Consider the following 18,554-nt stretch of genomic DNA (forward strand, 5'->3'; position numbering starts at 1 on the left):
GCGTCAGACATAGCCTACCTCGTGATCGTGCCAGTGCGGCGGATTTTGCGTTGCAACTGCAACAGACCGTACAACAATGCCTCTGCCGTAGGAGGGCAGCCGGGCACGTACAGATCAACCGGAACAATCCGGTCACACCCGCGCACAACCGAATAGCTGTAGTGATAATAACCGCCACCGTTCGCGCAGGACCCCATCGACAGCACATACCGTGGCTCGGGCATCTGATCGTAGACCTTGCGCAGAGCGGGTGCCATCTTGTTGGTCAGCGTGCCAGCCACGATCATCAGATCCGACTGACGCGGAGACGCGCGCGGCGCCGTACCAAACCGCTCCATGTCGTAGCGAGGCATGGCGGTGTGCATCATTTCAACTGCGCAGCAGGCCAACCCAAAGGTCATCCAATGCAACGAACCGGTCCGTGCCCAGTTGATCAAATCATCGGTGGAGGTGACAAGGAAGCCTTTGTCCTGCAACTCCTGATTGATAAGAGCGGTGGCCTGCTCCTTGTCGGGTCCGGCCGTGTGTGCGCCTGTCATCACTCCCATTCGAGGGCTCCCTTCTTCCACTCATAGGCAAAGCCCACGGTCAAAACGGCCAAAAACACCATCATGGACCAGAAGGCAGCCATGCTCATATCCCCAAAGGCCACAGCCCACGGGAACAGAAATGCGATTTCGAGGTCAAAGATAATGAACAAGATCGCCACGAGGTAGAACCGCACGTCGAACTTCATCCGCGCGTCGTCAAAGGCGTTGAAACCACACTCATAAGCAGAGAGTTTCTCGGGATCGGGGTTGCGCACGGCAACGATCAGCGCCGACAACATCAGCACAAGGCCGAGGCCGACAGCCACACCGATAAACATCAAGATAGGCAAGTATTCCGAAAGTAGCGCGTCCACGTGGGCCTCCTTCGTTTCGGTCGTTCATGCGAAAGGCACCTTGGAGGGGTATCTAGTCCCCAAGACCCCGAGGGTCAATCGGCGCAGCGTCGCAGCACCCGCTCGATTTGCAACGCAGGCGGGAATTTCGGGTTTTATGGGGGCGGCGTCCTGACGCAGGCGTGAACGGGGGCCTTTGCGGGCGCAATCCCTGCCCAAGGTTACCCGGCGGTTATCCAGTGGCGACTCAGTCGAATTTGTAGACGATAACGCTCAGCACCATGGGCAATCGGCGCCATAGCTTCACCTCATCCGCGCTTAACGCCTCTGAAAATGAGGCAGCCGCTGCAACCCGCGACCAGCTCAGGACGTGCAGAGCATAATCATGCAGCGCACCCGCCTTTAGATAGCGTGCATCATGAGGGTCAAACAACCAACGCAGAAACCACGGGATCGAGACATCAAATTCATAATCCACCGGAACCACAATCCGCAGCCCCGATCCCTTGGTCCCGATTTCCCAAGGGACAGGCTTGATCGTGCGATAGCGGATGCCGCCCACAGGTCGATACCAATCAATAAGATCCGTGAAATCAGACATATCAAAATCCAAGTTTTAAAACGTGTATCAAAAAGGTGTTCCTACAGTGCCCAGTATCGCGCAGGCATCAAGGGTGTTGCGCATGTTCTGCGCAAAGGGCGCTAGGTGCTGGGCGGCAATTGCGACAGGGGCGTGTACTCGATCAATCCGCCAAAGCGATTGACCGCGTATTCATGCCCAGCACAGCGCACAATGATCCAAACGTTGTCCGTGCCGGGAACAGCGTGGCAATCGGTCATACGCGCATTGGGATTGGCGCTCTCAACGACATAGCGCTCAGCGTAATGAGTGATGACTTCAGTCTCAGACAGTTCCGCGATCTCTTTGCCGTACAGCAAGGCCATGACGCCGATCAGCCCAAAGAACGCCGCGATGGGCGCAAATATCCACCAACGCGGCACGCTTTACTCAGCGGCCACGGATGCAGGCACCCGTGCCTCGGCATCGATAATCCGCGCAATCAACGCACAATCATCTACGTTGAACGTCAAAGGCACGCGCATGTCCAACAGCCCCGAAAGGATGCGGTCTGTGTTGGGTAATTGCTGCGGGCTGACATAGCCCCAATGACTGTGGCGCGAGGTAAAGCCCACGGGTTTGTCGGCACCGAACCATTTCAGTTCAACCCCACGCGCGGCACAGCGTGCCACGAAATCACGGATGTGGTCTGCTGAGGCGCCGGGCAGCGTAAATTGAAAGCTAGAACCGACATAGGTTTCTGCGTCAGGACGCGGGGCCACGTGTAGGCCCGGTGTATGGGCAAGCCCCGCCTCAAGCGTCTGATACCGTTCCGCCCACCGGGCCACTTGCCGTGGCAGGTCCGCCAATTGCGGCCGCAGAATAGCCGCGCGCAAGTGATCCATGCGGCCCGACACGTTGGGCATCACAAAGCGGGCGTCCTCAAATGCCTCCATCGGTGGGCGCGCGCCGTGGCGCTCGTACAGCATGTAGCTACCCGACAGCAGGATCATTCGCGCCGCAAGCTCTGGGTCGTCCGTAACGATCAACCCACCCTCGCCGGAATTGATATGTTTGTACGTTTGCATCGAAAAGCAACCGACCGCGCCAAACGTACCCGACGCCTTGCCGTTCCACGCCGCACCCATCGTGTGGGCACAATCTTCAATGATCGTGATGCCCAACCGATTACAGACCTCCATCAGTGCGTCCATATCGACCAAGTGGCCGCGCATGTGGCTCAGCATGAGAACACGCGCGCCGGAGGAATGCGCCTTGGCCTCAAGATCATCCAGATCAAGTACAAGGTCTGGTGTGATTTCGACCAAAACCGGCTCAGCATTGACGCTGGCGATGGCACCCGGCACAGGGGCCAGCGTAAAGGCGTTGGTCAGGACTTTGTCGCCGGGACCAATGCCCAGCGCCCGCAACGCGCAGCCCATGGCATAGCCGCCAGAGGCAACGGCCAGCGCATATTTCGCACCGACAGAGGCTGCGAATTCTTCTTCCAACAAGCCGACTTCGCCAATTTCATCCGGCGACAGGTTGTAGCGATGCAATCGGCCCGAACGCAGCACCTCAAGGGCGGCTTCGATCCCGGCCTCAGGTATGGGCTCTTGCTGGGTAAACGACCCTGTAAAACGCTCGGTCATGGCAGCCTCTCAAAAACGCGATGCCCTAGCGATATGAAGCAATTGCACCTGCGTCAATTGCCCTCAATCAGTCCAGACGCCCGAAAGAACCCGGTCCAGATCATCGTAGTGATCCAAAAGCGCTTCGGGGGCGAGCGCTTCAACACCGCGCCCCAAGGGCCCAAAGGTGACCAACACGCTAGGCACGCCTGCAGCACGGGCGGTTTCACGGTCGGTTTCGGTGTCGCCGATCAAAACGGCGCGTGTCGGGTCGCCGCCAACCAATTCGACTGCGTGGCGAAACGGTGCTGGGTCAGGTTTGCGCACCGGCAGTGTATCCGCCCCCACAAGCGCGCCAAACGCATCACGAACACCCAAGTCCCGCATCAGGCTTTCGGCCAAGCCACTGGGTTTATTGGTACAAATGCCAACAGGATGCCCCGCGACACGCAACCGCTCAACGGCGTCCATCACACCGGGGTAAAGGGTGGTGTGAACGCTCAACGCTTGGGCATACGCCTCTAGCAACACCGGATAGCCTGCATCGACCGCTGTCTCGTCAATGGCACCGTGCCGCCCGAACCCCAGCCGCAGCATAGCACGCCCGCCGCGCAGCGCAGTGGCCTGATCTTCTGGGGCAACCGGATCCAGTCGGGCGGGGTGGCCCAGTGCATCAAAGGCCGCATTCGCTGCCGCCAAGAGGTCGCCGCTGGTGTCCGCAAGCGTCCCGTCGAGATCGAATATAACCGTTTGCATCCTGTCCCCTGCCCTTTCACTGGCGGCATCCCGCCCATCGCGGTTACACTCTGTTGTGCAATTTGACCATCGCTTGTCTTGCAGCCCCGCGCTGGGATGTGACAAGAGAAACGTTAACGAATGATAGAAAAAGCGATTTACAGGTATGCCTATAGCTCTCGCCATTCTCGCTGCCGGTCACGGCAGCCGGATGCACTCTGACTTACCCAAGGTCTTGCACAAAATCGGCCATGCCCCGCTTTTGAGCCATGCAATTGGGTCGGGGTTGGCGCTTGATCCCGCCCGCATAGTCGTGGTGGCCGGCCATGGGGCCGAAGCGGTTGAGACCGAGCTGGCCGCATCACACCCTGACGCGCAAACCGTCCGCCAAGAGCCCCAATTGGGCACCGCGCACGCCGTCGCTCAGGCTGGCCCGCCGCTGGCGGATTTTGATGGCGACGTCATTGTTTTGTACGGCGATACGCCCTTCGTCTCCGCCCAAACGCTCGAAGCGATGCTGGCTGCCCGCGCAGACGGAGCTGACATCGTGATGCTTGGCTTTGAAGCCGCTAATCCCGGCCGTTATGGTCGGTTGATCACCCAAGGCGACCAGCTTGAACGTATCGTCGAAGCCAAGGATGCCACCCCCGAGGAATTGGCCGTACGTCTGTGCAATTCCGGCGTCATCTGCGCCCCGCGCGCCTTGCTGTTTGACCTTGTGGCCGCGGTCGGCAACGACAACGCAGCGGCTGAGTATTATTTGACCGACATTGTCGGCCTTGCCACTGCGCGCGGGTTGACCGCACGCGTGGTGACCTGTGACGAGGCCGAAACTCTTGGCGTGAACACCCGCGCCGACCTTGCGGCAGCAGAGGCCACGTTTCAGGCGGCCGCTCGCGCGCAAGCCATGGACGAAGGGGCCACGCTGACCGCCCCCGAAACGGTCTTTTTCGCTCATGACACATACATTGGCCGCGATGTTGTGATTGAGCCCAACGTTGTATTCGGCCCTGGCGTCACGATTGAGACCGGCGCTCATATCCGCGCGTTCAGCCACCTAGAAGGGTGTCACGTCTCTGGCGGATGCGTGATCGGACCTTACGCCCGCCTGCGCCCCGGCGCAGAGCTGGACCGAGGCGTCAAGATCGGCAACTTCGTCGAAATCAAAGAGGCCAGCATCGGCACCGGGGCCAAGGTCAATCACCTATCCTACGTCGGCGACGCAACCGTTGGGCCAGAGGCAAACATCGGCGCAGGCACTGTCACCTGCAACTATGACGGCGTGAACAAACACCGCACCGAAATCGGTGCACGTAGCTTTATCGGGACCAACACAGCCCTTGTGGCCCCCGTAAGCGTGGGCATTGAGGCTATGACAGCTGCCGGATCGGTCATCACGAGCGACGTGCCCGACGGCGCGCTGGCTGTTGCCCGCGCCAAGCAGGAAACCAAGCCGGGACTTGCACGCAAACTGCACGACCTTGCGCTGCGGCTTAAAGCGAAAGGCACGAACTGATGTGTGGAATTGTTGGCGTCCTAAGCAATAACGAAGCCGCCCCGCAACTGGTTGAGGCGCTCAAGCGGCTGGAATATCGTGGTTATGACAGCGCGGGCATCGCAACCGTGCACGAACAACGGCTGGATCGTCGCCGCGAAGTCGGCAAACTGGTCAACCTGAGTGATAAGCTGGTGCATGAACCACTGGCCGGCAAGATCGGCATTGGGCACACCCGATGGGCCACACACGGCGCGCCCAGCGTGGGCAACGCGCACCCGCACCGCGCGGGCCGCGTGGCCGTGGTGCACAACGGCATCATCGAAAACTACCGTGAGCTGCGCACCGAACTGGCCGAACTGGACGTCCCGTTCCAAACGGAAACCGACACCGAAACCGTAGCCTTGTTGTGCGAACATTATCTGGCCACTGGCTTGGGTCCGCAGGACGCCGCAACCGCGACCATTGCCCGACTGGAAGGGGCCTTTGCGCTGTGCTTCATTTTTGACGGTGAAGAAGACCTTTTAATCGCCGCGCGCCTTGGCTCACCACTGGCAATCGGTCACGGCGACGGCGAAATGTTCATCGGCTCCGACGCAATCGCCCTGGCCCCCATGACCAACCGGATCACCTACCTGGAGGAAGGCGACCGCGCCGAGATCACCCGCGCCGGTGCCACGATCTACGATCACACTGGTACCTTGGCCAACCGCGAAATCCGTGAGGTAAACCTTGCGCACACGCAGGTGGAAAAAGGCGGCCACAAGCATTTCATGGCAAAAGAAATCCATGAACAACCTGCTGTGCTGGCCGATTGCCTGAAAACCTATCTCAGCAATGATGCGATCACCTTGCCGGAGCCGTTTGATTTCACCGGGATCGACCGGATCATCATGGTCGCCTGCGGCACTGCGCACATTGCCTGCACCGTGGCGAAATACTGGTTTGAGCAGCTCGCACGCCTCCCGGTTGAGGTCGATATCGCATCCGAGTTCCGCTACCGCGAACCGCCTATTCAAGCCCGCACCGCCACAATTTTCGTCAGCCAATCCGGTGAGACCGCAGATACGCTCGCGGCCCTACGGTACTGCAAAGACAAGGCGCAATCAGTGCTGTCCGTCGTGAATGTTCCCGAAAGCTCAATCGCGCGCGAAAGCGACGTGAGCTTTCCAATTCATGCGGGTGTAGAGGTGGGTGTGGCGTCTACCAAGGCGTTCACAAACCAGTTGGCGGTCTTGATTTCACTGGCTATCACCGCCGCCCGCCAACGCGGCGCAATTGATGCGGCACGCGAAGCTGAACTGGTCAGCCAGTTGGCTCATGTGCCCGGCTTGATCAACCAAGCCCTTGGGTTGTCTGGACACATCTCAGACCTTTCGCGCAAACTGGCCACCGCCTCGGACATCCTGTTTTTGGGGCGCGGATCGATGTATCCGATGGCCCATGAAGGCGCGCTGAAGCTGAAGGAAATAAGCTATATCCACGCCGAAGCCTACGCCAGCGGCGAGCTAAAGCATGGGCCAATAGCCTTGGTTGAGGAAACTCTGCCCGTCGTAGTGTTGGCCCCGCGCGATACGCTATTCGATAAAACCGTATCCAACATGCAAGAAGTCATGGCTCGCAAAGGCATGGTCTTGCTTGTATCAGATGCGGCCGGGATCGCGCAGGCAGGGGACGACGTGTGGGCGACGATCCAGATGCCTGATGTTGATCCGATCTTTGCCCCGCTTGTCTATGTGGTGCCCGCACAATTGCTGGCCTATCACACAGCGGTCCACAAAGGCACAGATGTGGACCAGCCCCGCAACCTTGCTAAATCGGTGACAGTCGAATGACGCCACAAGACGCGCTTGCGGCGCTAGAACAACTGGGCGATGCGGAAAAGGCTGTTGAAATGGAGGCCTACCACAAGATTGAGCGACGCTATCTGGGCGTGCCCAGCGGCACACTTGATGCCCATGCCAAGGACTGGCGCCAAACGCTGAGCCTGCTCGACCGGTTGAGCCTTGCGCAAGGACTGTGGGAAACAGACGTGTTTGAAGCCCGGATCACCGCCGCCAAGCTGCTGACCCAAGCCCGAATTCGCCCCGATGACACACCGGCATGGGATATGATCCAATCGTGGGTCCCCGAATTTGACAGCTGGGCCATTGCAGATGCGGTCAGCAGTGCCGGATCACGCCGTCTGATCGCCGACCCCATGCGGCTGGATGTGGTGGAGGGGTGGACGACCTCTGATCATCTGTGGACCCAACGCGCGGCGTTGGTCATGACATTGCCGTGGACCAAACAGTCCCATCCCAAACCCACCGAGCTAGAGGCACGGGAACGGATTTTGGTTTGGGCGGCAGGCTATGTCGCGAATCCTGAATGGTTCATCCAGAAGGCCATAGCATGGTGGTTGCGCGACCTAAGCAAGCGCGACCCCGAACGTGTCCGGGCCTTTGTCACAGTTCATGGTGACAAAATGAGCAAATTCGCCCGGACGGAGGCCCAAAGGCTTCTTAAACCGGCTTAAATCCGCCGATTTCGGCATTTCCTACGCTTTGAACACCTTAATTTCGACAAGCGGCATTATTTTGACATGTTCCTGCCACAAACCGGCAAGAATGTGTTCGAACTGGTGCAGCTTAGTGTTGTTTCTATGGTTAACGATTAGCCCAGTACGACGATGAGTACGGTCCGCTCCCTTGGGTTTGGGCCGTACTCTTTGGCATTCCCCCAGCCCGCCAATCGCATCGAAACACGGCGCAGCACGCCCATGCCACAGCACAAAACCCATCTCTATTCGCGGCGAGGCCTTGCCCTTTGACGCCCCCTCCCCTAACAGGCCCAGCTAACAGGAGCCACGTCCCGGGAATACCAATGTCAGGCCAACGTAAACGCCTCGTAATGAAATTCGGCGGCACGTCTGTCGCCAACCTTGACCGTATCCGCCGTGCCGCCAAGCGCGTCGGTGTTGAGGTCGCGAAGGGCTACGATGTCATCGTGATCGTGTCGGCCATGTCCGGCAAAACCAACGAGTTGGTCGGCTGGGTTAATGAAATCTCACCGCTGCATGATGCACGCGAATACGATGCAGTTGTGTCGTCAGGTGAAAACATCACCGCAGGGCTGATGGCCCTCGTGCTGCAAGAAATGGACGTGCCCGCACGGTCATGGCAGGGATGGCAAGTGCCGGTGATGACGACATCTGCGCATTCCAGCGCCCGGATCGAAGAAATCCCGACCGAGAATTTGGCCACCAAATTCGACGAAGGCATGAAGGTCGCGATTGTCGCGGGCTTCCAGGGTATCAGCCCCGAGGGCCGGATCACTACGTTGGGACGGGGTGGGTCGGACACGACCGCCGTGGCCTTTGCGGCCGCATTCAACGCAGAACGTTGTGACATCTATACTGACGTCGACGGCGTCTATACCACTGACCCGCGCATCACCAAAAAGGCCCGGAAACTAGACCGGATCGCCTTTGAGGAAATGCTAGAACTTGCGTCCCTTGGGGCCAAAGTGCTGCAAACCCGCTCGGTTGAGTTGGCGATGCGCTACAAAGTGAAACTGCGCGTTCTGAGCAGTTTTGAGGAACAATCTGACGACGCTGGCACGCTTGTGTGCGACGAGGAGGACATCATGGAAAGCAATGTTGTGGCCGGTGTGGCCTATTCCCGCGACGAGGCAAAGATGACGCTGGTGTCGGTGGCGGACCGCCCCGGGATCGCCTCTGCGATCTTTGGCCCATTGGCGGACGCTGGTGTGAACGTCGACATGATCGTTCAGAACATCTCGGAAGAAGGGCGCACTGATATGACGTTCTCTTGCCCCGTAGATCAGGTCCTCAAGGCAGAGCGTGCGATGCAAGAGGCCCGTGAGGTTGGCTCGATCAACTTCCACGACCTGATAGCCGACACTGAGGTCGCCAAGGTATCTGTAGTTGGCATCGGAATGCGCAGCCACGCAGGTGTTGCCGCCAAAATGTTTAAAGCCCTCAGCGATGAGAACGTGAACATCAAGGTCATCACCACCTCCGAAATCAAAGTCTCGGTCCTGATTGATCGCAAATACATGGAGCTTGCCGTGCAAGCCCTGCACGACACGTTCGAATTAGAAAAAGCCTAAAAATGCATCTGGGGCGACACGTTTCGCCCCAAACCGCATCACTCAAAGCAATTTTCAGCCCACGTGATTTTTCATGCCCCTTTCACTGGGTGGGCTTTGCCGTCATAGTGCCTCCTCAGGGAGGGTCACATGGTACAAACCAAAGACTCAGATAGCCGCAGACTTTTGCAACGCCTACAAGGCGTTATGGCCGAAGCAGGCGAAGGCCAGGCGCGGCTAGATCGCATTACAGCGCTTGTGGCAGATAGTATGGGCACTGAAGTGTGCTCCGTGTATCTGCACCGCGATGCCGAAACGCTAGAGTTATGCGCAACCAAAGGTTTGAACGCCGAAGCTGTGCACGTCACCCGTATGCGCGTGGGCGAAGGCCTTGTGGGCCGCGTGGCCAAGCGCGCCGCCCCAGTGAATGCATCTGACGCTCCTAGTTCGCCCGGTTTTCGCTACATGCCAGAAACCGGCGAAGAGATTTATTCCAGTTTTCTCGGTGTACCCATTCAGCGCCTTGGCGAAACGTTGGGTGTTTTGGTCGTACAGTCCAAAGACGCACGCAGTTATACCGAGGATGAGGTCTACGCCCTTGAGGTCGTGGCGATGGTTCTGGCCGAAATGACTGAACTGGGCGCATTCGTCGGTGAAGGCGAAGCCCTGCGCGCGCGCCACAAAAGCCAAGTTCTGTTTCGCGGCGGCACTGCGCAAGAAGGCGCGGCTGAGGGCGTCGTCTTTTTGCACAACCCACGGGTGGTCATCACCAACCCCGTTGCCGACGACCCCCAAGCAGAGCTAGAGCGCCTGCGCGCGGCCGTTGATATCCTGCGGGTCTCGGTCGATGAAATGCTCGAAGGCGCCAGAGGCGACAAGGAGCAGGTGGAGGTCATTGAGGCTTACCGGATGTTTGCCAACTCCCGCGGGTGGCTGCGCCGGATGGAAGAAGACATTGATCTTGGCCTAACGGCCGAAGCCGCCGTCGAAAAAGAGCAATCCACGGCCCGTGCCCGCATGGGCCAAGTGCCGGATCCTTACCTGCGTGATCGTTTGGCTGATTTGGACGATTTGTCTAACAGACTGTTGCGGCAGTTAACCGGCCAAGCCACCGTCAGCGCCGAGGCCCTACCTAACGGTGCCGTCCTTGTGGCGCGCAACATCGGGCCGGCCGAATTGTTGGAATATGGACGTGGCCTCAGCGCGGTCATCCTAGAAGAAGGCTCGGTTGGATCGCACGCGGCGATCGTGGCGCGGGCTTGGGCCATTCCGCTGGTGATCAACTGCAAAGGCATCACCACCGAAGCGCTCAACAATGACGTGGTTCTGGTGGATGGCGACCAAGGCATTGTGCACCTTCGTCCTGACGACAGCGTACGCAATGCCTTCCGCGACAAGTTGGAAATGCAGGCCGCCGCGCTGGAACGCTATGCTTCTATCCGGGACAAACCTGCCGAAACCCAATGCGGCCGCCGCATCGAGTTACAGATGAATGCAGGACTGATGGCCGATCTGCCGTCTCTGTCTACTTCGGGGGCCGAAGGCGTAGGGCTGTTCCGCACGGAATTGCAGTTTTTGACCCGCAGCAGTGTGCCCAAACGCGGCGAACTGGCCAGCCTGTACAAGCGCGTGATGGATGCGGCGGGCGGCAAAGAGGTCACGTTTCGCACGCTTGATATCGGCTCCGACAAGGTGCTGCCCTACATGAAACCCACCGAGGAACCCAACCCGGCCATGGGCTGGCGCGCGATCCGTGTGGGGCTTGATAAGCGCGGCGTGATGCGGATGCAGCTTCAGGCGTTGATCCGCGCAGCAGAGGGCCGCCCCCTTACGGTGATGTTCCCCTTCATAGCCCAGTTAGAGGAATTCATCAGCGCGCGTGAAGCGCTCTTGCTGGAAATGCACCGCGAAAAAAGCCTCAACCACATCCTGCCCGAAAGCCTCAAGATCGGCGCGATGCTCGAAACCCCCTCTATGGCGTTTGCGCCTCGGCGGTTTTTTGAACTCGCGGATTTCATCTCAATCGGTGGCAATGATCTCAAGCAGTTCTTCTTTGCCGCGGATCGTGAGAATGAGCGGGTGCGACGCCGCTACGACACGCTCAACGTCAGCTTTCTATCGTTGATCGAGCAAATCGTGGACCGCTGCGCCGAGACGAACACACCTGTCAGCTTCTGTGGCGAAGACGCGGGCCGCCCGATTGAGGCGATGTGTTTTGCCGCGATGGGCTTGCGCAAGCTGTCGATGCGCCCGGCCTCAATCGGTCCGGTCAAGCATTTGCTACGGCGCACTGATCTGGACGAAGCGCGTGCGGTGATTGACGCTGCACGCACATCCGGGGCGCAAAGCGTACGTCCCGCCGTGATGGATTGGCTCAAGCGCCGGGGATAACGCGGCTTGCGTCGAACCAGCCTACACGTTTCGCAGCCGCATCAAGAGCGGCCTCAACCGACGTGAATGCTTCTTGGCCGTAGTACCCGATGGCAAACCACCCGCGCCCGTCCTCTGGATCGCGGCGGAATTCCTCGAATCCAAAGCTGCCATCGGGGCGTTGAAATACGTCCACGCAAATTGTGTCGCCGTCATGATTGATTGAATGGATGACCGTGTAGGCATGTGCCATGCAGTTATCCCTAACGGACGTGCGGCGCGGACAGCAAGATGCGCAGATCATCCACCAGCGCCTCCAGCGGACGCCCTGTTTCATGACTTAATTGCATCAGCCCAAACTGCACCCGCGCCATATCTTGGTAATAGCTCGTGAACACATAGTTCGTTGCGGCACCTGCCGCCGCCCCCAATAATGGTACGGATTGCGCGGCCAGCTTTTGGCCCAAAACCATCGACAAACGCGGCGCCACAGCGGCAATCGCTTTGCTGACCGCGCCGCCCGATAGGGTCAGCCGCAGCGTAAGAAAACTGAGGTCCGTTCCGTCATCGGCCTCTAAGGGTCCAGCGGCCGCGAATACTTGCAGGCACGCCGCTCTGCCTTCTGGGTCTTGAGGGTTGATCCCGTGTTCTTGTGCAATGCCTTGAATGGCGCGCAAAAGAACGGTCGTCGTCACGGGCAATTCCGCAAGCGCCGATGGTAACCCGCCCAGGCCACCAACCGCCCCAGTGCCCAATGTGATCGCGCGGGTCAACCAGTCGGAGGTATCGGGCAGGCGCGCAGTGCGGCTTGCACTCGCAACGTCCATCGCGCTTTCGAGCGCACGAGCGGTCGCGCCCTCAAGCCCCGTTTTTACGGGGTCCGGCAAACGTTCCAGCAGGTTTTCAGCTTGGGAGCCGAGCAACCCCACAAGCTGCATCCCGACGCCGCGGGCATTACGGTGACGGGCTGCAAGCTGGGTTAGGCGTGCATGAGTTTGATCTGCGACAATGATATCATTCATGCACAGAATATGGGGGCAACCGAAGTATCCGGCAAGCTGCGCCTTATGGATGCCGCGATACCGTCCCGGTCACGCCCGTCCAGTCGCCAACGCCCAACACCCGGTCTGGGTTGGTTGGGGGCGGCATCTCAACACCGTTGAGCGCCGAAAACCCTAGGCGACGATAATAAGCAGCGTCGCCCACCAACAGTACGCGCGCGTGGCCCAGCGCCCATGCGCGCGCAAGCGAATCTTGGATCAAAAATGCACCCAGTCCCTCACCTTGGCGTGTTGGGTGTACCGCGACAGGGCCCAGCAACAGGGCCTCGTGATCACCGACCATGACCGGCCAATACCGGATCGCACCACCAATGATGTTCAGGTCATCAACGGCCACAAGCGACAGGGCCCCCACAGGGGCCACATCCTCGCGCAAGCGATAGGATGACAGTGCCGTGCGACCCGGCGCAAAGCACAAATCAAAGAGCGCTTCCACCTCCCACCGGTCCTCGGGGGTTTCCTGCCGTAACTCCACGCGTCATCCGTTCGCTGCCTCTGGTCAGGGGCGTAGCATGAGGTTAGCTGAGGGGCAAACAACCCGGAGGACAGCCATGTATTATCGCCCAGCCGACGGCCACGGCCTGCCAAATAACCCTTTCAACGCAATTGTCGCCCCGCGCCCGATTGGCTGGATTTCATCGCGCAGCGCGGATGGCATCGACAACCTTGCGCCCTATTCGTTTTTTAATGCCGTCGCCTATGTACCGCCGCAGGTCATGTTCGCATCGACATCGGCCAAGCCCGACCAAGACGGCACCAAGGACAGCGTCGCCAACATCCGTGAAACTGGTGTGTTTTGCGTGAACATCGTTGCCCAAAGCGACCGAGACGTGATGAATATCTCATCAGAGGGTTTTGCAAAGGACATCGATGAGTTCGCCAAAAGTGGCGCGGTGAAAACCGAATGTTCCGAAATCGCATGTGCTCGTGTGGATAACGCCCCCGCCGCGTTGGAATGTCAGGTCCGCCAGATCGTGCCTCTTGAAGGCGCGCACAACGTCATGATCATCGGAGAAGTCGTTGGCGTCCACATGCGGGACGATTGCGTGGTCAATGGCCGGTTCGACGTCACACAGTTCCAGCCGCTAACACGCATGGGGTATCGGGATTACGCCGTGATCCGCGAAGTATTTGAGCTGAGCCGACCGGACGATTGAGCTTCAACTCGCAAGCGATAGCAGCCCCCCCGGTGCGCGCGAAATCTGCCCGGATAGCTCCAGCGGTGCAACCAGTGCACTAAAGGCCGAAAGCTCCATCCCGAGATCGCGGGCCAACTGATCTTCGGCCACTGGTGTAATCGCCAAAAGTGCTATGATTTGATCCGGCGGGATGGTGTGCGTGGAAGCCAGTGGCTCCAATGACAGCGCACTTTGCACGGGTTCAGGCGGGGCGGTCATGGTGTCGAGTATATCAAGGATATCCTCCGCACTGCGCACCAAAGTCGCGCCGTCGCGCAGTAGTGCATTACAGCCCGAGGTTCGCGTATCCAGCGGATGACCCGGCACTGCAAGAACCTCACGCCCTTGGTCCAACGCGGCCCGCGCCGTGATCATTGAGCCTGATTTCAGGGCCGCTTCAACCACGACCAAAACAGGCGCTAGCCCCGAGATAATCCTGTTGCGCCTAGGGAAATCACGCGCCTGTGGTTGGTGGCCCATGGGTGCCTCGGATAGACGCAAACCTTGTGCCGCGATCGCGTCACCAAGGACCGCGTTTTCAACTGGATAGATCACATCGACGCCCCCACCGAGCACCGCAATGGTGCCGGTTTCAAGGCTGGCTTGATGAACAGCGGTGTCGACGCCCCGTGCCATGCCTGACACCGTGACAATCCCCGTGGCCCCTAAGTCCTGAGCCAATTTGCGCGCCATCCGCCCGGCCAAGGACGATGCATTGCGTGTTCCCACCAGCGCCACCTTTGGCTTGGTTAACAGTGCCCTATCACCCAATGCCCACAGCGCTGGCGGCGCATCCGCGACCTCCGCAAGCTTTGCTGGATATTCAGCATCACCAAGGCACAATAGCCGCGCGCCGATTTTTTGCGCGGCCTTAATCTCAGCGCGAATAACGCCCTCAGGGCAGATCTGATAGCCCTTCACACCTGCTTCCTGTGCCACATCGGGCAAGACCCCAAGCGCGGCAGCGGCACTGCCGTGCTCCGCCATAAGACGCCGGTACGTCGCAGGTCCAACTCGCCGGGACCGTATCAATTGCAGTCGTGCAAACTTGTCCTCAACATCGGTAACTGGTTGCGCGGAAAACGGACGCGGAGGCTCGGCAAAGCCATCCGTGTCGGCAGTGGATAGAAACTCGGGAGTGTCGTAATTCATGCCCGCCAAGCTAGGCAGGCATGGTTAATTCTTTATGAAGGTTAGCTGCGTGATCGGCGGCGAAATGCAACCATTCCAGCCACTGCAACCATAAGCAACGGGGCAGAGGCCGGCAGTGGGACGGGGGCAACGAGTTGGCCTTGAAAAGTAAGAGATTCTACGGACGCATATGTGGAGTACCGAGTTTCCCAATACCTTTTCGCACCCGGGGCTGTGACCCAAATTGAACTGGTAACCACGATGCCGGCCTCCTCGAAATCAGCCATTTCCATTGTGGTTGGACGGCCATCAACAAGAGGCACCGAAGCATCTGTATCGACCAGTTTCAGTCTGAATTGATTGTAGCGATCATGAATCCCCCCATCGGGTAGCCGCCCCGTTCCAAATGAAAGCTCAATTTCAAGACCCTGAGGTGTGTTTCGATAAATAAAACCGCCAGTTTTGCCGCCCGAACTCCACGCCCGTAAAGGGTCTGATCCGTTGAACGAAAAGACGGTATTCCCAACAAAGCCTCGGCCTCTGTCCGATGGCATCGAAAAGGACCAGTCGATAGTCTTGGCCAAAAGTGGCGCCAATACAGGACTGCTTTCACGACCGGATGGAAATTTTTCTTCGATAGTCCCGCGCAAGGATAGAGAAAAAATATCTACGGTTGAGGCCACAGAAACTGTAGGCAAAACACTTACTACTAAAGCAACGATAGCCGCGCGAGATCGCGCGCAAAGCAATGAAAACATAATAATACCTTTCAAAAACCAGCGTTAACTAAGGTTAATAAATCGTTAACGCCGATTAATTGTTCAGATATTTCAACCCTCAAAGCAATGCGCCAATTTCTCGCGGCTTACGTCTGGGACCCGCCGACCGTTAGCCCACCGATCTTGAGCGTGGGCTGCCCAACACCCACGGGCACCCATTGGCCAGCTTTGCCACAGTTCCCCATACCAGGATCTAGCGCCATATCGTTGCCGATGGCTTGGATGTGTTTCAACGCTGTCGCGCCGTCACCGATCAAGGTTGCCCCTTTCACCGGAGCGCCGACCTTGCCGTCTTTGACCCGGTAGGCTTCGGTGCAGGAAAACACGAACTTGCCATTGGTGATATCTACCTGACCGCCCCCGAAACCCACCGCATAGATTCCGTCCTTTAGGTCCGCGACAATATCTGCGGGGGCAGCGTCTCCGCCGAGCATATAGGTGTTGGTCATACGCGGCATCGGTGTGTGCGCGTAGCTTTCGCGCCGTCCGTTGCCAGTGGCCGCCACCCCCATAAGGCGCGCGTTTTGACGATCCTGCATATAGCCCACAAGGATACCGTCTTCGATCAAAGTGTTCTTGGCACTTGGCGTGCCCTCGTCATCCACGGTGATGGAACCGCGCCGATCCGGGATCGTGCCGTCATCCAACACAGTGACGCCCGGCGCCGCAACACGTTCGCCCATAAGGCCGGCAAACGCGGATGTCCCTTTGCGGTTGAAATCGCCCTCAAGCCCATGGCCCACGGCCTCATGCAGCAAAATGCCCGGCCAGCCTGCGCCCAACACCACGTCCATCACCCCCGCAGGCGCAGGTTCCGCGCGCAGGTTGACCACGGCCACCCGTAACGCTTCGCGGGCAACACTTTCCCAATGGTCGCGCCCGATCAGGCCCGTCAGGCCCACACGGCCACCGCCCCCGGCCGATCCGGTTTCGCGGCGACCTTCATGCTCCACAATAATGCTGATGTTCAGGCGCACCATGGGGCGCACATCGCGGACGTGAGTGCCCTCAGGACGCAAAATTTCGACCTCTTGGATCGAGGCAGCCATAGAAGCCGCCACCTGAACAACCCGCCCGTCCAGACCACGCGCAAAGTCATCGATCTCCCGGAGGGTGTCTACTTTTACATTGAACGCGGCCCCCGCCATCGGGTCCTCATCTGTGTAGAGCCGTTTATTGGTCGCTTGCGGCGCATCAGCGAGAGTCCCGCCGCCCGCACCCACAGCCAATCGCGCGGTCTCCGCTGCGCGGCGCAAGGCCTGCTCGGAAATCTCGGTGGAATGGGCGTAACCCGCCGTCTCACCACGCACCGCCCGCAGGCCAAAACCCTCAGACGCATCATAGCTGGCATTCTTTACACGCCCGTCATCAAACACCAAAACCTCAGAGCGACGGCGCTCGAAAAACAACTCTCCGTCGTCAGCACCCACGAGCGTTTCCCGCAGCAGGGAAAGGCTTTGATCCAAATCAACTTTGGTCTCGAAGGGACGAAATGTCTCACTTTTTACGGCTGCCACGGCTAACTCCTTGATTTCGCTACACCCCGAGATTCAATCAATGGTTGGATTGGCGCCGGGCGGCTTGCATTTGCCCTCTAAGATATGGTTCACACGCCACAGGACGCAACGGGGATTCCTGCAACGACCGTTCAAGACAGCGGGAACCCGGACAACAGGACGATTTGAATGACTTTAGCCAATAAAATGGCCGGCCTTTCGGCCGCCGCCGGCGCGAGCCTTGTCGCGCTCCAAGCCCACGCACAGGATTTGCCTATCATCGGTTCGCCGAAGCCAGGCGCTATTGGGATGCAACCTGCTTCCACGGAACTTGCCCGTGACTTGCAGTGGTTGAACATGTTCCTGCTGGTGATCATCACTGTGATCTCGCTGTTTGTAACGGCGCTGCTGATCTGGGTCATCGTGCGCTACAACGAAAAGCGGAACGACAAGCCCGCAACCTTCACCCACCACTCCACACTCGAAGTCGCTTGGACGATCATTCCCGTTGGTATTCTGGTTCTGATCGGTGGTTTCTCGCTGCCAGTGCTGTTCAAACAGCAGACCATTCCAGAAGGTGACATCTACATCAAAGTGACAGGCCTACAGTGGTACTGGAACTATGAGTACGTGGACGAAGACGTGTCCTTCGACAGCTACATGGTCGGCCACCCCGCCACCATGACAGACGCTGCCGAAGATGCAGGCGCACAGCCTTTCGTTCTGTCGCCCGCGATGGAAGGTATGCTCGAAGAGTACGGCTATTCGCGCGATGAATGGCTTTTGGCCACAGATACCGCAGTTGTAGTGCCTGTGAACAAAACCGTCGTCATGCAAGTGACCGCCGGTGACGTGATCCACTCTTGGACGATCCCAGCCTTCGGCGTGAAGCAGGATGGTGTTCCAGGTCGCCTCGCACAACTTTGGTTCTCGGCTGAGCGCGAAGGCATTTACTTCGGCCAGTGTTCCGAACTCTGCGGCAAAGACCACGCCTACATGCCCATCACTGTCAAAGTCGTGTCTGAGGACGCTTACGCAGAATGGCTCGCGATGGTTAAAGAAGGCGATACCTACGCCTGGTAAACTGCTCTTAGCGCGGCGGCATAAGCTGCCGCGCCTTTTAACCCCGGATGGGAGCCCGCCG

General features: G+C 58.8%; 19 protein-coding genes. 7 read left to right on the plus strand and 12 right to left on the minus strand.

What is annotated here, in order from left to right; genetic code table 11:
• Positions 1–14 precede the first annotated feature (14 nt).
• The 6 genes from AC4GMC_RS05775 to AC4GMC_RS05800 all read right to left on the minus strand — a co-directional run bounded on the left by AC4GMC_RS05775 (position 15) and on the right by AC4GMC_RS05800 (position 3,829).
• Positions 15–548, minus strand: a complete 534-nt coding sequence (locus AC4GMC_RS05775; protein WP_038004636.1) for a NuoB/complex I 20 kDa subunit family protein — start codon at positions 546–548, stop codon at positions 15–17.
• A complete protein-coding gene (locus AC4GMC_RS05780) occupies positions 539–904 on the minus strand; it encodes an NADH-quinone oxidoreductase subunit A (protein ID WP_038004634.1) in 366 nt (121 codons plus the stop codon). The genes AC4GMC_RS05775 and AC4GMC_RS05780 overlap by 10 nt, the downstream gene beginning before the upstream one ends.
• 226 nt (positions 905–1,130) lie before the next feature.
• Positions 1,131–1,484, minus strand: coding sequence for a DUF1353 domain-containing protein (locus AC4GMC_RS05785; protein ID WP_487877569.1), 354 nt, complete (start codon positions 1,482–1,484; stop codon positions 1,131–1,133).
• 101 nt (positions 1,485–1,585) lie between these two features.
• Positions 1,586–1,885 carry a hypothetical protein gene (locus tag AC4GMC_RS05790; protein WP_487877568.1) on the minus strand — a complete coding sequence of 100 codons (300 nt, stop codon included), beginning with the start codon at positions 1,883–1,885 and terminating at the stop codon, positions 1,586–1,588.
• Between the two features lie 3 nt (positions 1,886–1,888).
• A complete protein-coding gene (locus tag AC4GMC_RS05795; RefSeq protein WP_487877567.1) occupies positions 1,889–3,094 on the minus strand; it encodes a DegT/DnrJ/EryC1/StrS family aminotransferase in 1,206 nt (401 codons plus the stop codon).
• Positions 3,095–3,157: 63 nt separating this feature from the next.
• Positions 3,158–3,829, minus strand: coding sequence for an HAD-IA family hydrolase (locus tag AC4GMC_RS05800; protein ID WP_487877566.1), 672 nt, complete (start codon positions 3,827–3,829; stop codon positions 3,158–3,160).
• A 145-nt stretch (positions 3,830–3,974) separates the two neighbouring features.
• Here AC4GMC_RS05800 and glmU point away from each other — a divergent pair, with 145 nt between their 5' ends.
• From glmU to ptsP, 5 genes are all read left to right on the plus strand, one after another.
• On the plus strand, positions 3,975–5,324 hold the full coding sequence (gene glmU, locus AC4GMC_RS05805) for a bifunctional UDP-N-acetylglucosamine diphosphorylase/glucosamine-1-phosphate N-acetyltransferase GlmU (protein WP_487877565.1): 1,350 nt from the start codon (positions 3,975–3,977) through the stop codon (positions 5,322–5,324).
• On the plus strand, positions 5,324–7,138 hold the full coding sequence (gene glmS / locus AC4GMC_RS05810; protein ID WP_487877564.1) for a glutamine--fructose-6-phosphate transaminase (isomerizing): 1,815 nt from the start codon (positions 5,324–5,326) through the stop codon (positions 7,136–7,138). Before glmU ends, glmS begins: the two co-directional genes overlap by 1 nt.
• Complete coding sequence (locus tag AC4GMC_RS05815) at positions 7,135–7,821, plus strand: DNA alkylation repair protein (RefSeq protein ID WP_487877563.1); 687 nt, start codon at positions 7,135–7,137, stop codon at positions 7,819–7,821. Before glmS ends, AC4GMC_RS05815 begins: the two co-directional genes overlap by 4 nt.
• 347 nt (positions 7,822–8,168) lie before the next feature.
• Positions 8,169–9,416, plus strand: a complete 1,248-nt coding sequence (locus tag AC4GMC_RS05820) for an aspartate kinase (RefSeq protein ID WP_487879285.1) — start codon at positions 8,169–8,171, stop codon at positions 9,414–9,416.
• A gap of 129 nt (positions 9,417–9,545) precedes the next feature.
• Positions 9,546–11,786, plus strand: coding sequence for a phosphoenolpyruvate--protein phosphotransferase (gene ptsP, locus AC4GMC_RS05825; protein ID WP_487884291.1), 2,241 nt, complete (start codon positions 9,546–9,548; stop codon positions 11,784–11,786).
• Here ptsP and AC4GMC_RS05830 read toward each other — a convergent pair.
• Genes AC4GMC_RS05830 through AC4GMC_RS05840 form a run of 3 tightly spaced genes read right to left on the minus strand, consistent with a single transcriptional unit; the run spans position 11,770 to position 13,301 of the window.
• Positions 11,770–12,018 carry a hypothetical protein gene (locus AC4GMC_RS05830; protein ID WP_487878786.1) on the minus strand — a complete coding sequence of 83 codons (249 nt, stop codon included), beginning with the start codon at positions 12,016–12,018 and terminating at the stop codon, positions 11,770–11,772. The two genes, ptsP and AC4GMC_RS05830, sit on opposite strands and share 17 nt — an antisense overlap.
• A gap of 10 nt (positions 12,019–12,028) precedes the next feature.
• Positions 12,029–12,787, minus strand: a complete 759-nt coding sequence (locus AC4GMC_RS05835; protein ID WP_487878787.1) for an EcsC family protein — start codon at positions 12,785–12,787, stop codon at positions 12,029–12,031.
• Positions 12,788–12,830: 43 nt separating this feature from the next.
• Positions 12,831–13,301, minus strand: a complete 471-nt coding sequence (locus AC4GMC_RS05840; protein ID WP_487878788.1) for a GNAT family N-acetyltransferase — start codon at positions 13,299–13,301, stop codon at positions 12,831–12,833.
• Positions 13,302–13,377: 76 nt separating this feature from the next.
• On the opposite strand from AC4GMC_RS05840, the gene AC4GMC_RS05845 reads away from it, so the two are divergent.
• Positions 13,378–13,983, plus strand: coding sequence for a flavin reductase family protein (locus AC4GMC_RS05845; protein ID WP_487878179.1), 606 nt, complete (start codon positions 13,378–13,380; stop codon positions 13,981–13,983).
• A 3-nt stretch (positions 13,984–13,986) separates the two neighbouring features.
• Here AC4GMC_RS05845 and dprA read toward each other — a convergent pair whose 3' ends face one another.
• From dprA to tldD, 3 genes are all read right to left on the minus strand, one after another.
• Positions 13,987–15,156: a DNA-processing protein DprA gene (dprA, locus tag AC4GMC_RS05850; RefSeq protein WP_487878178.1), complete on the minus strand. Its 1,170-nt coding sequence runs from the start codon at positions 15,154–15,156 to the stop codon at positions 13,987–13,989.
• 41 nt (positions 15,157–15,197) lie between these two features.
• On the minus strand, positions 15,198–15,893 hold the full coding sequence (locus tag AC4GMC_RS05855; protein ID WP_487878177.1) for a VPLPA-CTERM sorting domain-containing protein: 696 nt from the start codon (positions 15,891–15,893) through the stop codon (positions 15,198–15,200).
• A 107-nt stretch (positions 15,894–16,000) separates the two neighbouring features.
• Entirely contained in the window at positions 16,001–17,431 is a 1,431-nt protein-coding gene (gene tldD, locus AC4GMC_RS05860; protein ID WP_487878176.1) for a metalloprotease TldD, read from the minus strand.
• Positions 17,432–17,599: 168 nt separating this feature from the next.
• On the opposite strand from tldD, the gene coxB reads away from it, so the two are divergent.
• Positions 17,600–18,493: a cytochrome c oxidase subunit II gene (gene coxB, locus AC4GMC_RS05865; RefSeq protein WP_487878175.1), complete on the plus strand. Its 894-nt coding sequence runs from the start codon at positions 17,600–17,602 to the stop codon at positions 18,491–18,493.
• Positions 18,494–18,554: the final 61 nt, after the last annotated feature.

The sequence above is a fragment of the Thalassobacter sp. genome, from assembly GCF_982993085.1.